This is a genomic window from Longimicrobium sp. (assembly GCF_036387355.1).
Taxonomy (GTDB): domain Bacteria; phylum Gemmatimonadota; class Gemmatimonadetes; order Longimicrobiales; family Longimicrobiaceae; genus Longimicrobium.
On record NZ_DASVTX010000577.1, the window covers coordinates 1 to 15834 of the forward strand.

Genomic DNA, 15834 nt, shown 5'->3' on the forward strand with positions numbered 1-15834 from the left:
CGGGTTGATGGGGATGGAGTCGCACCGGCGTCGACATGCGCAGGATCGCGCCTGTCGAAGCGTTCCGCCACACAGTAGACCAGCACGACTGGTTGACTTTGTGCCGCGGAGTATGGGTGTCATTCTGAGCGAGGCGCCGCGCCCGCACCGTCCGCCACATCAGACTCTGGCGCCGACCGAAGAATCCCGCGCCACCGCATCCGATGCACGCCCGGTTGCGCGCCGTGCTCGGACGCTGCGGGTGCGGCGGGAGAGGCTGGAGCACGCCACGCCGGACCGCGGTGCGGCGGATGCTTCGGTCCGGGATTCTTCAGTCGCGCAGGGATACGGTGCCGGGGAAAGCGCGGCCCACGCTCCTTCAGAATGACGCCCCGGCGCCGAGGTGGGCGGCAGGACTTGTGGGGTGGGCGGTGCCGCCGCGCGTAACGCGGGCAGCGTGGGGCGGCACGGGCGGCGCCGGCCGCACGAACTGGCATCAGGCGCACCGGGTTCGTCACATCAGCCGCACCGGGATTCGTTACTCGGCTCGGACTTCGGGTGTCATTCTGAGGGAGGCGCCGCGCCGCACCGTCCGCCACACCAGACTCTGGCGCCGACCGAAGAATCCCGCGCCACCGCATCCGATGCACGCCCGGTTGCGCGCCGCGCTCGGGGGTTGCGGCTGCGGCGGGAGAGGCTGGAGCACGCCACGCCGGACCGCGGTGCGGCGGATGCTTCGGTCCGGGATTCTTCAGTCGCGCAGGAATACGGTGCCGGGGAAAGCGCGGCGCACGCTCCTTCAGAATGACGCCCCGGCGCCGAGGTGGGCGGCAGGACTTGTGGGGTGGGCGGTGCCGCCGCGCGTAACGCGGGCAGCGTGGCCGGCGCGGGCGGCGCGGGCCACGCGAAGTGGATCAGGCGCACCGCGTTCGTCACCTCAGGCACACCGGGATCCCCCACCCGGCTCGGACTTCGAGCGTCATTCTGAGCGGAGGCGCCGCGACGCGCCGTCCGCCACACCGGACTCCGGCGCCGACCGAAGAATCCCGCGCCACTGCTTCCGATGCACGCCCGGTTGCGCGCCGCGCTCGGAGGCTGTGGGGGCCGCGGGAAAGGCTGGAGCACGCCACGCCGGACCGCGGCGCGGCGGATGCCTCTGCTGGTCATGCATCACGCAGTGACGCAGAGAACAGACGAATGAGCGGAGAGCGGAGGCGGTTCCTCGTTTCTCGATGGCTCTGTGCCTCTGTGTGAGATCCTCGTTTCAGTCCTCCCAGCGAACCGGGTCGCCGACGCGGATTTCGCCGTCGTCCAGCACCTCGGCAAAGGCGCCGCCGCTCCAGGCCATCTCGCGCATGAGCGCCTGCAGCCCGGGCTGCACCTCGTCCATGCGCTCGCAGGGGCGCGTTTCGCCGCGAATGAGCACGCGGCACGCGCCGATGCGCAGCACCCGCCCGCGCGTTTCCCGCGTCAGACGCACGCCGCGCAGCAGCAGGTTCGCGCGGCGGGCGCTCGGTGCCGCCGTGCCTCCGGTGCGCGCCATCAGCTCCGCCCACACCTCTTCTTCAATGAGGGTCACCTGCCGGCGGCGTCCCTGGTCCGCGCTGCCCACCAGCCCCCGCCCCGCCACCAGCAGGCCGCTCTCGACCGCGTCCATCGGCCCGCGGTGCGCGCGCTTGACCCAGATGGCCGCCAGCGTCGCCGGCCCGGCCTCATCCATCATCCCCAATCCGCTTTGCGCCACGGGTGATCCGAATCCAAAGAAGTGAAGCGCGTTCCGCACGAGCGCCGGAACGCCTCCCGCCGTTCTCGTCCGCGTCTCCGCGTTTCTGCGCGGGGCTCTTTCTTCAGGACTCGGCATACGCACAATCCCGCCATCCAGAGACAGAAAGGGCCCGCCGAGTGGCGGGCCCGGACTGCGGAGCGCGCGGCGGCGGTCAGCGGTGCAGCTGCCCCACGAGCCGCATGTTGTGGTCCCGGATCATCCCCGGGATCAGAAGCGCATCCACCAGGACCCAGATGCCCAGAACAAAAAAGCCCAGCAGCCCCACCACCACGAACGTCAGCACGAACGACGCGCAGCAGAGAATCAGCATGGCAAGCCCGCTTCCCGTGCGCCCGGCGTAGAACCGGTGCCCGCCAATGCTCCCCAGAAAGAACCAGATCAGGTACGCGAGCCCCACCGACTTCTTCTGCGCCTCGTACATCATCAGGCGCTGGGTGTCCATCGCGGCGGCGGGAAAGGCATGGTTCACGGGCGGGGCTCCTGATTGGGGGATGACGGACGGGGCGGGGAAGATTGGCGCTTCAGTTTCGCAAAATCCGGGAGAAAAGACAAGCGTCCCCGATGCGCCATGCTCGTCCCGCCTACGTCCGCACCCGCGCCATGAGCACGATGGCGGCGATGAGCAGCAGTCCGTTGGGACCCCAGGCCGCCACCAGCGGGTCCAGCGCGCCGCTGCTCCCCAGCGCCTTGCCCACGCGGAACAGGAGCATGTAGACGATGGTGACGCCCAGGCTTACGCCGACGCCGTACGCCGCCCCGCCGCGCGCGGAGGACGTCACCAGCGGCGCGCCGAAAAAGACGATGACCATCACCGCCATTGGAATGGCCAGCTTCTGCGCCCGCTCCACCCGCAGCGGCCGGGCGTCCCCCCCCGAGCGCTCGATGGCGCCGATGAAGCGCGTCATCTCGGCGTAGCGCATCTCCTCCGGCTTGCGCGGGTCCGCCAGCAGCTCCGTGGGCGTTTCCACCAGCCCGGGAATACGCAGCGTGTCGTGGTGCACGGCCGTCTCGGTGCGGTCGGCCCGCAGCTCGCGCCGCCACACGTCCTCCAGCCGCCACCCGCCGCGGTCGCGCCACACCGCGCGCCGGGCCAGCAGGTGCACGCCCGCGCCACGGGTGCTGGCGTTCTTTTCCAGCACCACGTCCGTCATTTCGCCCACGCGCGGCTCCAGCCGCCGCGCGCTCAGGATCCCCTCGCGCTCCGTCTGAAAGACGAAGTTGGAGCGAGGCCCGGTGCTCTGCGCCTCGCTTTCGCCCACCAGCACGGCGCGCTTGCGCAGGGTCACGGGCACCACCTCGCCCAGCCCCAACGCCGCGACGCTGAGGACGACGGCCATGAAGCCGATGGGCATGAAGAGCCGGTAGAAGCTCACCCCGCCGGCCTTGGCGGCGGTGATCTCCTGGTGGCGCGTCATTCCGCCCACGGTAAACACCGTGGCCACCAGCGCCGCGATGGGAAAGGCGTAGACCACGAAGAGCGGGAACTGGTAGACGTACGCCAGCCCCAGGTTCTTCATCGTCACCCCCCGGTCCATGTACCGGTCGATGTTGTCGGTGATATCGGCGATGATGAACAGCAGGGGGAGCCCCGTCACCAGCATGATGAAGGTGGCGATGAACTGCCGCAGGATGTAGCGGTCCAGGAGCCTCATCCGCGCGCCCTCCGCCGGAAGGGGAGCGAGGCCAGGCCGCGCAGCCCCTGCAGCATGCCGTCCCACGCGCTGTTGCGGCCGGTGCTGCTTTCGCGCCCCATGGTCGCCAGCCCGATCAGCCCCAGCACGGTCATCACCACGTTCACCACCCACATGGCGAACAGCGGCGTCACCACGCCTTTTCCCGCCAGCGACTCGCCGCCGATGAGGCCCACGTAGTACAGGGAGAAGACCACCATGCTCGTGGCGATCACCATTCCGATGCCGCCACCGCCGAACCGCAGCGCCAGCGGTGCGCCCACGATGACGAACACCAGCGAGGCCACGGCGATGGAGTACTTCTTGTGGATTTCCACCTGGTAGTTGCGGATCTGCTCGTCCGTCGTTTCCACCGAGCGGCGCGCGTTGGACAGCGCGTCGGCCGCGCGGCGGGTGCGCGTGGCGGGCGAGCCCTCGCCGATGCCGTTCATGGCGCTGAAGTCGGCCCCCACCGAGGGCGCCGCGCCGCCGTCCGCCGCGGGCAGCCTGCCGGTGAGCGCGTAGCGAAGGTCGCCGCTGGCCGTCTGCCGCGCCTCGCGGATCTGCACCTCGCGCTGCCCCGCCAGCGTGTCGATCTCCGCCTGCAGCATGCCGATGGTCATCTCGCGGTCGCCGCGGTAGTCGTCCGGCCGGTCGCTGCGCTGCAGCTGCTGCCCGATCCCCTGGATGCCGAACACCTGCCGCTGAAAGTACACGCGGCGAAAGCCCGCGGGCTCGCTGGCGTTCACGCTGCGGGTGTGGCCGTTGTACAGCTGCAGGATCATGTCGGAGCCGTTGGCCGCGAACATGGCGCGGCCGCTGTCGGCAAACACGCTCTGCAGCTGCGACGGGTCGGTGACGTCGAACAGCTGCACGTCCCACATGCGGTTGGTGCCGGGCTCAATGCGCGCCGCGCGCAGAAAGATCACCTTGGTCCCGGTGGCCGGCGCAATGCGGTTGAGCGTCTGCTCCTGCAGCAGAAAGGTGGGCGTCGTGCGGCCGATGTCGATGATCAGCTGGCTCCAGCGGTGGTTGGCCTCCGGAAGCACCCGGTCGTTGAACACCACCATCCCCGCGGTAATGAGCCCCGCCGCCACCAGCAGCGGCGCCAGCAGGCTGCGCAGGTCCACCCCGCTGGCCTTGAGCGCCGTAATCTCGTTTTCCGCCGTGAGCGAGCTGAAGGTAAAGAGGACGGCGACCAGCACCGCCATGGGAAAGGTGAGCGCCACCGTGGCCGGAAGCGCCAGCACGAAGAATTCGGCGATGACGCGCGGGGGCAGCCCCTTGCCGGCCAGGTCGGCAAGGCGCTTGGCCAGGGTGTTGATCAGGATCACCCCGGTGAGCGCGAAGAACGCAAAAAGAAACGGGCCCAGGTGCGCCCGCATGAGGTACCGCGTAAGGATCTTCATCCGAGCAGAACAGGCCTTGCCGCTGGTCGCGAGTGGCTCCTAGTATACGCCGCCGGCCCGAAGGCGAACAGACCGACCGGGCGCCCTTCCTCCATCGCACCCGTCACTTCCGCGTGATACCGAACCGCGCCGCTTCCCGTTCCGTTCTGCTCGCCGCGCTGGCCCTGCCATTGGCCGGCTGCGGCGAGCCCAAGGCCCCCCCGCCCCCGGACTTTGAGCAGGACCGGGCCTGGGCCGCGCTGGTGCAGCAGGTGTCGTTCGGCCCGCGCTACGCCGGCGGGCGCGGCGCGGGGCGCCAGGCCGAGTGGCTGCTGGACCAGCTGAAGTTCCGCGCCGACACGGTGGTGGAACAGCGCTTCATGGGCGTCGGCGAGGGCGGCCGCGACGTTCCCATGAGCAACGTCCTTGCCCGCTTTCGCCCGGAGCTGAAGGACCGCGTGCTGCTGGTGGCCCACCGCGACACCCGGCGCCGCTCGGACGGCAGCATGGAGCCCCTGGACCGCCGGTTTCCCACCCCCGGCGCCAACCTGAACGCCTCCGGCGTGGCGGTGCTGATGGAACTGACACACCTGTTCCGCCAGCAGCCCCCGCCCGTGGGGGTGGACCTGCTGCTGACGGACGGCGACGGCGTGTCGCGCGAGTCCAACTTCGCGGGGACGCGGCACTTCCTCGCCTCCATGCTCGGCTATCGCGCCCGCTACGCCATCCTGGTGCAGGGGGTGGGCGACCGCGAGCTCCTGGTGCCCCGCGACTCCCTGTCCGTGGCCACCGCGGCGGAGGCCACGGCGCGGGTGTGGGCGGCGGCAGAGCAGCTGCGGTACGACTCGGTGTTCGTGGACAGCGTGGCGCGGCCGGTGGAGAACGGGGCGCGGGCGCTGGCCGCGGCGGGGATCCCCGTGGTGGTGGTCGCCGACCGTGAGTACGGCCCGGGGAACGTCCGCTGGCACTCGGTGGAAGACAAGGTGGAGTTCGTGTCACGCGAAACGCTGGGCGTGGTGGGCAGGGTCATCGCCGCCGCGCTGTACGCGGAAACGCCGGCCGCCGGCGGGGAGCCCTGACCGTGGCGGCCACCGCGCAGGAACGGCTGGCGCTGGGCGTGGCCGCGCTGCTGCTGGCGGCCGGCGTGGGCGTGCGCGCGCTGCACCGCGACCCCGCGGCGCAGCTCGCCGGCGCCGGGCAGGCCGCCGCCGCCGCGCCCGTGGCGCAGGTGCGCGACAGCGTGGCCCGGGGCGCCCTGCGCGCCCGCCCGCTGGCGCCGGGGGAGCGGCTGGACCCCAACGCGGCCAGCGCGGACGAGCTGGACCGCCTGCCGCACGTGGGCCCGGCGCTGGCCGCGCGCATCGTGGAGTGGCGCGCGCGCCGGGGCCGCTTCCGGACCCTGGCGGACCTGGACTCCGTCCCCGGCGTGGGCCCGTCGCTGCTGCGCGACGCCGCCCCGCACCTGGCCCTGGCCCCCGCGCCGCCGGCCGCGCGCCGCGCGGGCCTTGCCCTGGTAGCAGATCGGCCCGACATTGGGAGCAGGAGCGGCGCGCCCTCCGCCGCCGTGGACCTCAACACGGCGACCGAGGCGGAGCTGGCCGGGCTCCCCGGAATCGGGCCCGCGCTGGCCCGCCGCATCGTGCTCTCGCGCCAGCGGGACGGCCGTTTCGGATCGGTTCAAGAGCTGGAGCGAGTGTCCGGAATCGGGCCCGCGACGGTGTCCCGCCTGGGCGCCCGGGTGCGGGCCAGCCCTTGACAGGGCACGCACTTGCGGCGATTCTACACGTTCAATCCCGCACGATCCATCAGGCTCCGAATCCCTCCGGGGCCTGTCCTCTCGCCCGACACGCTGGGCTTCCATGGCAGTCAGTGCTCCCGCAGCAGACCGGATCGGCGAACAGCTGATCCACGAGGGTCTGGTATCCCGCGAACAGCTCACCAAGGCGCTGGACGAAGCCCGTTCCAGCGGCACGCGCGTGGGCTACAGCCTGGTGAAGCTCGGCTTTCTGAGCGAGCAGGACCTGGTGCGCGCCCTGGCCCGCCAGCACCGCATTCCCGCGGTGGACCTGGAGCGGGTCAAGCTGGACCCCAAGATCCTCAAGCTGATCCCCGCCGAGATCGCGGTGAAGCACCAGGTGCTTCCCCTGCGCCGGGTGGGGCGCACGCTTACCGTGGCCATGGCCAACCCCACGGACCTGGGGGTGCTCGACGACCTCAAGTTCGTCACCCGGCTGGACGTGGAGCCGGTGATCGCGGGCGACTTTTCGCTGCGCAAGATCATCGAAAAGGAGTACGAAGCCTCCGACGAGCGCATCAACGACCTGCTCAAGCAGATCGAGTCGGAGGAGATCGAGGTGGTGGAGGACCGCGAGGAGGAGATGAATGTCACCTCCCTGCAGGCCGCCGTCGAGGAAGCGCCCGTGGTGAAGCTGATCAACGGGATCCTCACGGACGCCGTGCACCGCGGGGCCAGCGACATTCACTTCGAGTGCTACGAGAAGGACGTCCGGGTGCGCTACCGCATCGACGGCGTGCTGCAGGAGATCATGCGCCCGCCGCCCAAGATGAAGGCCGCGCTCATTTCGCGCTTCAAGATCCTGAGCGACCTGAACATCGCCGAGCGGCGCGTTCCGCAGGACGGGCGCATCAAGCTGCGGCTGGGCAAGCGGGTGATCGACTTCCGCGTGAGCACGCTGCCCACGCTGTTCGGCGAAAAGATCGTGCTGCGAATTCTCGACAAGGGCAACCTTACGCTCGACCTCGAGAAGTTCGGCATGGAGGAGCGCGCGGAGAAGAACTTCATGCGCGCCATCATGAACCCGTACGGCATGGTGCTGGTGACCGGCCCCACGGGTTCGGGGAAGACGACGACGCTGTACAGCGCGCTTTCCAAGATCAACACCCCCGAGGTCAACATCATGACCGCGGAGGACCCCGTGGAATACAACCTCCACGGCATCAACCAGGTGCAGGTGCGCACCGAGATCGGAATGACCTTCGCGGCGGCGCTCAAGGCGTTCCTGCGGCAGGACCCCAACATCATCATGGTGGGCGAAATCCGCGACCTGGACACGGGGAGCATCGCCATCAAGGCCGCGCTCACGGGCCACCTGGTGCTGAGCACGCTGCACACCAACGACGCCCCGTCGACCATCACGCGTATGATCGACATGGGGATCGAGCCCTTCAACGTGGCCAGCGCGGTGAACCTGATCACCGCCCAGCGCCTGCTGCGGCGCATCTGCGGCAACTGCAAGGAGCCCACGACGTACCCCGCGGAGTACCTGAAGGCCGCGGGTCTCACGGATGCCGAGATCGCCGAGGGCACCTTCTTCAAGGGCGCCGGCTGCGACACCTGCGGGGGGAGCGGCTACAAGGGGCGCGCCGGGCTGTACGAGGTCATGGCGATGTCGCCCACCTTGCGGCGCATGGTGCTGCAGAGCGCCAGCACCGCCGACCTGCAGGCGCAGGCCATCAGCGAGGGGATGCTGACACTGCGCATGGACGGCATGCTCAAGGCACGCCGCGGCGTGACCACGCTGGAAGAGGTGTTCAAGGAGACGGCCGCCTGAGGCGGCCGTCATCTGTTTGTCGCGGCACGGTTCTTGGCCCTCTGCACCCCATCACTCACCGAAATTCGCGCCGTTGCTGGAGTTCTGCTCCGCTTCGGCATTGCACGCTGCACGGATCCGTGCGGAACGCGCGCCCCGGCGCGGTTCCGCGGGCGGGCCCGGCCCTGAACGGAAGCAGGAAACGATCATGAGCATGGCCACTGAAGCGGCGCGCGTCGCGGTTCCCGAAGCCCGCAGCCTGAACCTTCGCGCGCTGCTGGAAGAGATGATCGAGCGGGGCGCCAGCGACCTGCACGTGACCGCGGGCGAGCGCCCCAAGCTGCGGGTGGACGGGCACATCACCGACAGCGGTGTGGACCACATCCTCACCCCCAAGGACTGCCTGCAGCTCACGTACAGCATCCTGACGGAAAACCAGAAGAAGCGGTTCGAGACGGAAGACGAGCTGGACTTCAGCTTCGGCATTCAGAACCTGGCCCGCTTTCGCGGCAACGTGTACCGGCAGCGCGGGTGCGTGGCGCTGGCCATCCGGCAGATCCCCTTCAAGATCCAGACGTTCGACGACCTGCGCCTGCCGCCGATCGTGAGCAAGCTGGCGGAGCGGCCGCGCGGGCTGGTGCTGGTGACGGGGCCCACGGGTTCCGGCAAGAGCACCACGCTGGCGGCGATGCTCGACAAGATCAACAAGGAGCGCAAGGGGCACATCCTCACCATCGAGGACCCGATCGAGTTCATCCACCGCCACCAGGGGTGCATGGTGAACCAGCGCGAGGTGGGGAGCGACACCCAGAGCTTTGCGCGCGCCCTGAAGTACGCGCTGCGGCAGGACCCGGACGTGATCCTGGTGGGCGAGCTCCGCGACCTGGAGACGGTGCAGGCGGCGCTCACCATCGCCGAAACGGGCCACCTGTGCCTGGCCACGCTGCACACCAACTCCGCGGCGGAAACCATCAACCGCGTGATCGACGTGTTCCCCGCGCACCAGCAGCCGCAGATTCGCGCGCAGCTCGCGTTCGTGCTGGAGGGCGTGGTGACGCAGCAGCTGCTGCCCAAGGCGCGCGGCCGCGGCCGGGCCATGGCGTGCGAGATCATGGTGTGCAACCAGGCCGTGCGCGCCTGCATTCGCGACGACAAGGTGCACCAGATCTACTCGGTGATGCAGGCCGGCAAGAAGCACGGCATGCAGACGCTGAACGACGCGCTGTACCAGCTGTACGTGCAGCGCGAGGTGACGCTGGAGGAGTGCCTGAAGCGCGCCTCGGACCAGGCGGAGTTCCTGCGCAGCGTCGGGGAGCCGGTGCCGAACTGAGTGCGTGAGTGCGGGGTGCGTGAGTGCGGAGCGGACGGAAGTACGAAAGTACGAAAGTACGAAAGTGTTCGCCCGGCGTGCCTGATGGATGGAGGCGGTTGCAGTAGCGGGAGCGCAGGAGAAGCGGGAGTGAAGCACGCGGCCGGGTGCCGCGCCGCGGCCCTCCTATTCCCTATTCCCTATTCCCTGTGGGTTAGCCCATGCCCGTATTTGCCTACAGTGCCCGCGCGGCGAGCGGCGAGCTGACCACCGGAGAGATCGACCTCCCGTCGCGCGACGAGGTGGTCGGCTACCTGGTGCGGCAGCGGCTGCGGCCGGTGGCGGTGAACGCCAAGGCGCGCGAAATCAACATCCAGATCGGCACCGGCGTAAAGACGCGCGAGGTGGTGATCTTTACCCGCCAGTTCGCCACGATGATCAACTCGGGCCTGCCGCTGGTGCAGAGCCTCACCATTCTGAGCGAGCAGACGGAGAACAAGGTGTTCTCCAAGATCATCGCCGCAGTGCTCAACGACATTCAGTCCGGCATGACGCTGGCCGACTCGATGCGCAAGCACCCCAAGATCTTTACCGAGCTGTACACCAACATGGTGGCGGCCGGCGAGGCGGGCGGCATTCTGGACACCATCCTGCTGCGCCTGGCGGTGTTCCTGGAAAAGAACGACGCCCTGGTGCGCAAGATCAAGGGCGCCATGACGTACCCGCTCGTCATGCTTTCCGTGGTGATCCTGGCGACCACCATCCTGCTGTGGAAGGTGGTGCCCGTGTTCGCCACCATCTTCCAGGAGGCGGGGCTTGAGCTGCCCGCGCCCACCCGCGTGGTGCTGGCGCTGAGCCACTTTCTGCAGAACTACATCTTCTTCCTCATCGTGGGCATCGTGGTGCTGGCGTGGGGGGTGATGCAGTACTACAAGACGGAGAACGGGCAGCTGGTGCTGGACAAGGCCATGCTGCGCATGCCGGTGCTGGGCGACATGATGCGCAAGTCGGCCGTGTCGCGCTTTACCCGCACGCTGGGCACGCTCATCAGCTCCGGCGTGAGCATTCTGGAAGGGCTGCAGATTACCGCCAAGACGTCGGGCAACCGCGTGATTCACGACGCGGTGATGGCCTCGCGCGCCAGCATCGCCGGCGGCGCCACCATCTCGGAGCCGCTCAAGGCCTCGGGCGTGTTCCCGCCCATGGTGGTGCAGATGATCAACGTGGGCGAGCAGACGGGCGGCCTGGACGACATGCTCAGCAAGATCGCCGACTTCTACGACGACGAGGTGGACGCCGCCGTGAGCGCGCTGACCTCGATTCTGGAACCCATCATGATCGTGGTGATGGGCGTGGTGATCGGCGGCATGGTGGTGGCCATGTACATGCCCATGTTCGACATGATCCAGACGGCGCAGTAAGCCGGTTGTAGGGATTCATCCAACCGTGCACATACTCATCATACCGTGCACCAGGAGTGCACAAACGAATCACTCTACCGTGCACCTGATCCCGCGCTGACGGAGATCGATCGATCCCCGTTCACACGAGTGCCCTCCCGGCGTGCTGCCAGGAGGGCACTCGTGTGATTCGGTTCGTCATTGACACAACGTCCTCCACGCGCAACTGACGCTGCAGTTGAGCGCAGGTGGAGGTTGGGCATCTGGTGTTCTCGGTGTGCGGAGCCCTAGTACTCGGTGACTGATCGCGCCAAGCCCTCTCTTCAGATCTTCACCGTCGGAACGGTCTTTCGGCGTTCGAGTTCTTCAGTCACGGCGTTGATAAGATCTCGGTGATGCCAGTTTGCAGAAGATCCTGGGCTATACATCGCCTGCAAAGCCTTAAGTTGCGTATCGACTAGCTTCGTTGAGGTCACCATCGGATGAGAAGATCGGGTCTATTCTCGAGGACGGCATGATCGTAGGGTGTTCCGGGAACATTCCCGATGTACTTAGGTGCATTTGGGTGAGCCGATGGTTCATTAGGATGGGCCTTCCAAACCAGCAAGAACGCCTCAACTATCTTCGGGCTACCGTGGTCAACTGCATGCATCAACGGAGTCACTCCGGTTGGGCCAGGACTGTCGATAGAGCTAGGAGGGCCGCCCCAGTGCGCTCTGAGTTCCTCGAACCACTCATCGGTATGGATGTGCTCGGATGAGGCACGCGCAATTCTGGAAAGCGCGTCCATCTCGCTTGCCGCGAGCACATTGACCCAGAATACGGGCTCTGGGTAGTACCTCGCTTCAGGGGGGAGCTGAACATTTCGTCGGCTCAGCCTCTGGATCGTCCGTACATACCAGGTCTACGCGCAGGTCCGAGGGATTCAGCCCTTCCCGGCGGATCACAGTCCACTTACGTCCCTCAGGGTCTCTCAAATCCGTCAGCACAAGGGAAACCCCATCAAAAGTGGTCTTGAGATTCGGCCGGAAACGTACTCTGCGTAAGAGCCGCGCGCCAGTCAAAGGTCTCACATTCACGATTCGGGCTGCCGTCTATGAGCCTCACTTTCTGAGCGCGCTCTGAAGAGTTGCAGGGGAGACCACGACAACGTCCATTAGATTCGGTTGTTCATAGTCGGTGAATTTCGCCCGGGATCCCTGCCTGGAAGACTACCATTCGAATTCCAGACGTAGCACAAGCGCAACTCGCCCGCATTAGGGTCCGGCTGCGGTATAGCCCAGTTGACGAGATGCTGCTCGCCTTGAGAGATCGGGGCGCGGAGCTGCTTCCTTTCGTTGCGGCGGGCCTCGGCTCTTTGGCCGTACGCTTCTGCGGCCCGCCCACTGGCAGCGGAAAAGCGAGGCCATGGCCGGAGGTGACGCGGATAGCTCACGAGGTCACGAAGTACTTGCTCGCAGACCCGATAACGTTCGACAGAGAATTAAAACAGGAGTTCAACGACTCTAACCCGGCGCTGCTGCTGCTACGAGTGATCGGGAGCCAGTTCCCCTACCACGTGAACAAGTTCGAAGCGCTCGGCCGGTCCCTACTCCTCTTTGAGGAGATTCCCCGTGCGCTCCGGGATCAGTCTGTGATGCCAGACTTCGATCTTGAAGCGCGGTTTCGAGCGGTAAGCGGTGGCCTTAGGATTTCGCAGTTCGTAAAGCTCGGCTTTGTTGCTTGGTGCTTCTCGCAACACCCCGCAGGATTGACGAACCGGGTGCTCGAGGAATGTCAGCGGCGAGGCCTGAAGGTCGGCACCGCGACGGAGATTCGCGTCGCGTTTCAGCTGCTGTCATCGAGCGTGGAAGGATTTCGGGAGCTATACGCGCGGTCCAATCGCCAATCAGACGTGCGATTTGGGATGTACGAGTTCAACCCGCTTCATGTGAGCCCGCTGATTCGCCCTTGGGGCCATGAGCCTTTCTGGTCCGAGCGGGGCGGTCGGATGATCGCTCCTGTTCCTGACCTGATCATCTCCCGGGTGTCGCTCGGCATCTACCACCAGTTGCTCACCGCGTACGGGACCGAGTTCTCCCAGTATTTCGGACACGTATTCGCTGAGTACTGCGGGTACCTCATCCGTGCCGCAGGTCGCGGCTCCGTACTGACGGAGGATGAGATTCGGAAGCGCTATCCTTCGACCAAGGGGCGAAAGGCACCCGACTGGGTCATCGTTGATGGAAATACTGCCATCCTGATCGAGTGCAAGGCGACACGCTTTACACGGGCAGCAATTCAGACTGGGTCCGCGGCAACCGTGAACGACAGCCTCAAACAGGTACGGAAGGGATTGAAACAGCTCTATCAGTTTCGTGAAGCGTGTCGCGCTGGGGCCGCGGGATTGGAGGCACTTCACCACTGTACCGAGTACGTGCCGGTCGTGCTCACGCTCGAACCATACTACGCGGTAAACAGCCCGTTTTTCCGAGATGAACTCGATGCGGTGCTTCGGGCAGAGGGGGTTGCTAACCTTTCATGGCGACTCGTGGCGATGGAGGAGCTGGAGTTGATAGAACGGTACGTCCGCGGTGGAATCTCGTGGACCGAGGCGCTCACCACGTCCCCTACATCTGAGGTAATTGAAGACTATAAGGCTAGAACGGGGATGAACAGGAACGAGGATTCGTGTTTATCGCCCAAGTACAAAGAACTTCTTGGTCACTTGGGGCTGGGCTGAGGCAAAGTACGGCTCGAGGAGAAACGTGCTACTCTGAACACCAGTACGCCGCTGTTCTCGTATACACCTGCCACGACGATCAGCTACCCCGCGCGGCGTAGCTCCTGCGCACGGGCGCCTATCTGACGCTGAGCATCATCCAGTGTGCCTGTCCGCTCGATGTGCGTGAGGACGTGGGGTGAGATGAGCTTCGCCGTCTCAGGCTTGGCTTTGGCCTGGTGGAGGAACCCGTAGGTGCGCTTATCAACGAAGGTTAGATCCGAGTACGCAGCCCAGAGCACATGATCCACGTCCACGTAGTCACTCGGCGTGTACTCCATATCAGCGGCCTTCCGGCCTCGTTCGACTGCGAGGGAGAGGCTGCTACCCGGGGCGACATACGGGTCGAAGGCGTCCAGGGCAGCAGATGTGTCCTCGGCGGTATACCTCTGCAGGCACTCGGGTTGAATCCAGTGCCGCCCCAAAGCCCGCATGAAGCCGTGTCTTGAAAGATCTTCCTCAGGTGCACGACTAAGGGCAGCTAACCCTCGCAAGTCGTACATGCAGATGAGCGCTTCACGCTTTCTCTTCGCCTTCTTGTAGCACTCTTCCCCGCGCGCATCGATCTCCGCGATCCATTGGTCCGCGACCAGGTCTCCAGACCGTTGCTGCGGAGCCGTGCTCCGCACGAAGCGATAGAATCTCCAGCCCTCAGGATCCCACTTGGGCTTCTTCTTCCCCGTCGAACGCTGAAAACGCCTTCGACCCGGCGATGCTTCGATTCTCAAAAGCTGACATCTGCTTGCGGCCACGGAGTTCCTCCATCCACCCCGCCCGGTTCCGGCGGACAAAGCGCCGCAACGTATCGTGGTTCACTGGGCGGTACAGCTCTTCCCGGAGTTGCCCAGAACGGGACGGAGCCCAAGCTTCCGTGCTCTCAAGCCGATGTAGCGTTTGGTGACGGATCTCACGAATCAGTACACAGTCTACGTTCTCCTCCAAGGAAGTGGACCAGAGGGAGAAGTACTGAAGGACCTCGAGCTTGTTCTCCACATCCTGAGCCGTTTCGCTCTGCCCTATCTCGTGCAGGTGCGCGCGCGAAATTACCATCTGGCATCGGTGCTCCAGCCAGAACGCGAGGAACTCAGCGAACGTGCTCGGCTCGCGCCGGCGCAAGATGTCTAGCGCAACGAAATGTGCGTGATCGAGGTAGACGAGCATAAAGAGTTGCGGGGTAGGGGAAAGCAACCGCCGACCCGGGCGCGGGCCGCTCGCGGCCGCCGCGGGTCGCAGACGCGGTACCACGGGCAGGCTTGTCGTGGGGCAGCCAAGCCCTGGGCAGATTTGGGGTGGGGGTAGTCCATGTGAGGCCCGGCCCTTCCCGGGCCGGGAGAGGCTTGGCCCGGGGGCGGGCTAAGAAGAAGCTTCTCCGAGTCGAGGTCCGCGTTCAGGGCTGGGGTCCGCCGCAGGGCGGCGTTGTCCCGTTCCCCCGCATACAACACATTCCTCAGAGAACCCGCCGGGCCCGCTCAGCGTGCGTCCGCCGAAGCATTCCGCCCTACACCGGTCATGAGGGTCGATGCGGATCTTGGGCCGGCGGTGCTGGCGTCGCGCCGGGCGAGAACCGTTGGCGGGTGAACCCAACCCATCACTTCCCGACAACCCGTCCAGTGCCGCGGTGGCGGAATCGTGGTCACTCCCGGGCTTGAGCGCGGGAACTGCGTCGCGAGACGATTGCACCATGCCCGCCACCTTGGAACGTGTGAAGTGAATGGTTCGGCAGGAATATTCCCGATGTGGGCGACCCCCGCAACCGCCCCAATTCCCACCCTCGCCTCAATCGCCCACCCATGATCCGAGACCCCTTTTACCGGGAGATCGTCGCGCGCCTGAATGATTCGGACAATCGCCTCGATCCCGAACTGTTCGAGCGGTGCGCCGCCGACCTACTACGTGGCCTGTATCCCGGCCTGGTTCCCGTTCGTGGCGGGACGGATGCCGGGATGGATGGCGCAGTAGCGGACGGGGGAGGGTTGCCGTTCCCTCTGGT

13 protein-coding genes are annotated in these 15834 nt (G+C 66.4%); 7 read left to right on the top strand and 6 right to left on the bottom strand.

What is annotated here, in order from left to right:
* Window positions 1-1243: 1243 nt before the first annotated feature.
* The 4 genes from VF665_RS25135 to VF665_RS25150 all read right to left on the bottom strand — a co-directional run bounded on the left by VF665_RS25135 (window position 1244) and on the right by VF665_RS25150 (window position 4844).
* A complete protein-coding gene (locus tag VF665_RS25135) occupies window positions 1244-1702 on the bottom strand; it encodes an MOSC domain-containing protein (protein WP_331056246.1) in 459 nt (152 codons plus the stop codon).
* A 214-nt stretch (window positions 1703-1916) separates the two neighbouring features.
* Entirely contained in the window at window positions 1917-2234 is a 318-nt protein-coding gene (locus VF665_RS25140) for a TM2 domain-containing protein (RefSeq protein WP_331056247.1), read from the bottom strand.
* 112 nt (window positions 2235-2346) lie between these two features.
* Window positions 2347-3417, bottom strand: a complete 1071-nt coding sequence (locus tag VF665_RS25145) for an LptF/LptG family permease (RefSeq protein WP_331056248.1) — start codon at window positions 3415-3417, stop codon at window positions 2347-2349.
* Window positions 3414-4844 carry an LptF/LptG family permease gene (locus tag VF665_RS25150; protein WP_331056249.1) on the bottom strand — a complete coding sequence of 477 codons (1431 nt, stop codon included), beginning with the start codon at window positions 4842-4844 and terminating at the stop codon, window positions 3414-3416. Before VF665_RS25150 ends, VF665_RS25145 begins: the two co-directional genes overlap by 4 nt.
* Before the next feature lie 113 nt (window positions 4845-4957).
* On the opposite strand from VF665_RS25150, the gene VF665_RS25155 reads away from it, so the two are divergent.
* From VF665_RS25155 to VF665_RS25175, 5 genes are all read left to right on the top strand, one after another.
* Window positions 4958-5902 carry a M28 family peptidase gene (locus VF665_RS25155; RefSeq protein ID WP_331056250.1) on the top strand — a complete coding sequence of 315 codons (945 nt, stop codon included), beginning with the start codon at window positions 4958-4960 and terminating at the stop codon, window positions 5900-5902.
* Between the two features lie 2 nt (window positions 5903-5904).
* Entirely contained in the window at window positions 5905-6579 is a 675-nt protein-coding gene (locus tag VF665_RS25160; RefSeq protein WP_331056251.1) for a ComEA family DNA-binding protein, read from the top strand.
* A gap of 103 nt (window positions 6580-6682) precedes the next feature.
* Window positions 6683-8395 carry a type IV-A pilus assembly ATPase PilB gene (gene pilB, locus VF665_RS25165; RefSeq protein WP_331056252.1) on the top strand — a complete coding sequence of 571 codons (1713 nt, stop codon included), beginning with the start codon at window positions 6683-6685 and terminating at the stop codon, window positions 8393-8395.
* Window positions 8396-8582: 187 nt separating this feature from the next.
* Window positions 8583-9704, top strand: coding sequence for a type IV pilus twitching motility protein PilT (locus tag VF665_RS25170; protein ID WP_331056253.1), 1122 nt, complete (start codon window positions 8583-8585; stop codon window positions 9702-9704).
* 200 nt (window positions 9705-9904) lie between these two features.
* A complete protein-coding gene (locus VF665_RS25175; protein WP_331056254.1) occupies window positions 9905-11104 on the top strand; it encodes a type II secretion system F family protein in 1200 nt (399 codons plus the stop codon).
* Between the two features lie 451 nt (window positions 11105-11555).
* On the opposite strand, the gene VF665_RS26065 is transcribed toward VF665_RS25175, so the two are convergent.
* Window positions 11556-11873, bottom strand: coding sequence for a hypothetical protein (locus VF665_RS26065; protein ID WP_414679512.1), 318 nt, complete (start codon window positions 11871-11873; stop codon window positions 11556-11558).
* 501 nt (window positions 11874-12374) lie between these two features.
* Between VF665_RS26065 and VF665_RS25180 the strand changes: the two genes are divergently transcribed.
* The gene (locus VF665_RS25180) at window positions 12375-13805 is read left to right on the top strand and encodes a hypothetical protein (protein WP_331056255.1); all 1431 of its coding nucleotides are present in this window, start codon (window positions 12375-12377) and stop codon (window positions 13803-13805) included.
* Window positions 13806-13888: 83 nt separating this feature from the next.
* Here the strand turns inward: VF665_RS25180 and VF665_RS25185 are convergent, their stop codons facing one another.
* Window positions 13889-14596, bottom strand: a complete 708-nt coding sequence (locus VF665_RS25185) for a hypothetical protein (RefSeq protein WP_331056256.1) — start codon at window positions 14594-14596, stop codon at window positions 13889-13891.
* 1038 nt (window positions 14597-15634) lie between these two features.
* Here VF665_RS25185 and VF665_RS25190 point away from each other — a divergent pair.
* A partial coding sequence (locus VF665_RS25190) for a hypothetical protein (protein WP_331056257.1) occupies window positions 15635-15834 on the top strand: 200 nt, incomplete at its 3' end.